This is a genomic window from Microbacterium sp. H6 (assembly GCF_003314775.1).
In the GTDB taxonomy this organism is placed as follows: domain Bacteria; phylum Actinomycetota; class Actinomycetes; order Actinomycetales; family Microbacteriaceae; genus Microbacterium; species Microbacterium oxydans.
In genome coordinates this window covers 5,578-8,475 of record NZ_QOAY01000297.1, presented here as the reverse complement: position 1 = coordinate 8,475, position 2,898 = coordinate 5,578, and the positions used below count along the sequence as shown (strand labels likewise).

The window sequence follows — 2,898 nt, the reverse complement described above, 5'->3', positions numbered from 1 at the left end:
CGTGCCGAGGTGCTGTTGCGTGCCGCGGCTGCACTCGAGGCCCGTCGCGGAGACCTCATCGAGGTCGCGGCCTCCGAGACCGGCAAGGTCTTCGCAGAAGCCGACATCGAGGTGAGTGAGGCCGTCGACTTCGCGCGCTACTACGCAGCCAAGGCCAGGGAGCTCGACGCGATCGCCGGCGCCGTGTTCGTCCCGGCATCCGTCACGGTCGTCACGCCGCCCTGGAACTTCCCCGTCGCCATTCCCGCCGGAGGAGTGCTCGCCGCGCTCGCCGCAGGTTCCGGTGTGGTCTTCAAGCCCGCACCGCAGGCCCGTCGCTGTGCGGCGGTGATCGCCGAGACGCTGTGGGAGGCAGGGATCCCCCGCGACCTGTTGGCGCTCGTCGACGTCGAAGAGGGGGAGCTCGGCCGCGAGCTGATCACGCACGCGGCGGTCGACCGGGTGATCCTCACCGGCGCGTGGGACACGGCGGCGCTGTTCCGCTCCTGGCGCCCGGATCTGCCGCTGCTCGCGGAGACCAGCGGCAAGAACGCGATCATCATCACGCCCTCCGCCGATCTCGACCTCGCGGTCGCCGACCTCGTCAAGAGCGCCTTCGGACATGCCGGGCAGAAGTGCTCGGCGGCGTCGCTCGCGATCCTCGTGGGGCCGGTCGGACGCTCGGCCCGGTTCGCCCGCCAGTTGGCCGACGCCGTGCGCTCGCTGCACGTCGGTCCTCCTACCGATCCGCTGGCCGAGGTGGGGCCGGTGATCGAGCAGCCGCAGGGCAAGCTCGCCTGGGCGCTGAGTGAGCTCGAGGGCGACGAGCAGTGGCTGATCGAGCCGTCTCTCGCCGCGGCGGACGACGGCAGCCGACGGCTTTGGCGTCCCGGCGTGCGCGTCGGGGTGCAACCGGGATCGCGTTTCCACACCGAGGAGTTCTTCGGCCCCGTGCTCGGGGTGATGCACGCCCCGACCCTCGCGCGCGCCGTGGAGATGCAGAACGCCGTCGCCTACGGACTCACCGCAGGGCTGCACACCCAGGATCCGGAGGAGCTGTCGTACTGGCTCGACCGGGTGCAGGCGGGCAATCTCTACGTGAATCGCGGCATCACCGGCGCGATCGTGCAGCGTCAGCCCTTCGGCGGCTGGAAGCGCTCCTCGGTCGGCCCCGGCGCGAAGGCGGGTGGGCCCAACTATCTCATCGGCCTGGGATCGTGGCGCTCGCAGTCGGCAGGGCCGGCCTCCAGCACCCTGCACCTGCGCGGGCTCGATTCGCGCATCACCGCGGTGATCGAGGCGGCACAGTCCTCGCTCGCGTATGAGTCGTTCGAGTGGCTGCGGCGCTCGGCTCTCTCGGATGCGCTGGCCTGGGATCGGGAGTTCGGCCAGGTGCGCGACGTGTCGCGTCTGGGAGTCGAGCGCAACCTGTTCCGATATCGCCCCGTGCCCGTCGAAGTGCGCGCGACCGACGACGCCGCGCTGCACGACCTGCTGCGCGTGGTGATCGCCGGGGTGCGCTCCGGCGCCAGGTTCGTCATCTCCACCCCTTCCGGATTGCCCGCCGAGGTGCGCCGAGCGCTCGGAGACCTCGACGCCCCGGTGTTCCTCGAGAGCGACGACGAGTGGTTGCAGCGGCTGCTCCGTCAGGACGCCGACCTCGAAGGCGTCACACTGCCGGCGAGCGATCGAGTGCGACTGGTCGGCGGTCGTGAGGGTGTCGCCGCTCTCCGCGCGAAGCTGGCCTCGGCTTCCGCTGGCGATCCCGACCTCGCGGTGTACGACGGCGAGGTGACGGCGGCCGCCCGCATCGAGCTGCTGCCGTTCGTGCACGAGCAGTCGATCTCGATCACCGCGCACCGCTACGGCAACCTCGACGCGTGGAGCAGCGACGTGATCTGAGCCGCATGTAAAGAATTCTTGACACACCTGGTAAGCGGTCGTACGCTGAGCGTGTCAAGAATCTTTTACATCGGAGGCGTCGTGGTCTACGAAGAGCGCAATGCGTGGGCGGGACTCATCGTGAGCCCCATCGTGATGGTCGTGTACGTCGTGCTGGTCCTCCAGCAGGCTGGAGGAGGGCCGCTCACCGATGTGGACTGGTTCCCGCTCATGCTGTGGGTGATCGGCGGGGGCATCGTCGCGACCATCGTGCTCAGCGTCGTCTGGGGCATGATCGCCGGAATGCGCGACCCCGACGGTGTAGGGCGCTCCGACATCCGCGACCGCGACATCAGCCGCATGGGTGGGCGGGTGGAGCAGGCCTTCATCGTGATCGCCGGCCTCGGGGTGATCGCGCTGTGCGCTGTCGGGGCCGACGTCTTCTGGATCGCGAACACCATGTTCGCGGGCTTCGCGGTAGCCGCGCTCGTCGGCGGTGTCGCCAGGGTGATCGCCTACCGGCGAGGCCTCGTCTGATGGTCAAGCCCACTCTCGTCTCCAACACCATCCGCGCTCATCGCGAGAGGGCGGGACTCACTCAGGCCGAGCTCGCGCGCACGGTCGGCGTGACGCGCCAGACGCTCATCGCCATCGAACAGCAGAGGTACTCGCCGACGCTCGAACTCGCCTTCCAGATCGCCCGTGCGTTCGGCGTGGGCCTCGACGACATCTTCGAGTATCCCGACACGTCAGGAGCAGCATCATGAGCCGGTCGATGAAGGCGTGGACCAGGAAGACGTACGGGCCCGCCGACGGCGTCGCCCTCGAACACACCTCGATGCCGGTTCCTCGACGCGGCGAGGTGCTGCTGCGCGTGCGCGCCACGGCCCTGAACGCGGGCGACGTGCGTCTTCTGCTCGGCGATCCGCTGCTCGTGCGGCCGGTGTTCGGGCTGACACGTCCGAAGCACCCGGTGCGCGGCATGGAGGTCGCTGGCACCGTGGTGGCGCTCGGGGCCGATGTCGTCGGTGCTGAGGT

At 69.5% G+C, this 2,898-nt stretch carries 4 protein-coding genes; all 4 read left to right on the top strand.

What is annotated here, in order from left to right:
* Positions 1 to 1,881 (top strand): aldehyde dehydrogenase family protein (locus tag DSP71_RS19250; RefSeq protein ID WP_113681845.1); only part of this gene is annotated, 1,881 nt, incomplete at its 5' end.
* Between the two features lie 51 nt (positions 1,882 to 1,932).
* Entirely contained in the window at positions 1,933 to 2,397 is a 465-nt protein-coding gene (locus tag DSP71_RS19245) for a hypothetical protein (protein WP_258546558.1), read from the top strand.
* On the top strand, positions 2,397 to 2,627 hold the full coding sequence (locus DSP71_RS19240; RefSeq protein ID WP_113681843.1) for a helix-turn-helix transcriptional regulator: 231 nt from the start codon (positions 2,397 to 2,399) through the stop codon (positions 2,625 to 2,627). Before DSP71_RS19245 ends, DSP71_RS19240 begins: the two co-directional genes overlap by 1 nt.
* Positions 2,624 to 2,898 (top strand): alcohol dehydrogenase catalytic domain-containing protein (locus DSP71_RS19235; protein ID WP_396652069.1); only part of this gene is annotated, 275 nt, incomplete at its 3' end. The genes DSP71_RS19240 and DSP71_RS19235, both read left to right, overlap by 4 nt.

Excerpts from the sequence above, each read along its gene's own strand:
- DSP71_RS19240 (WP_113681843.1), top strand. The coding sequence starts at position 2,397 with ATGGTCAAGCCCACTCTCGTCTCCAACACCATCCGCGCTCATCGCGAG.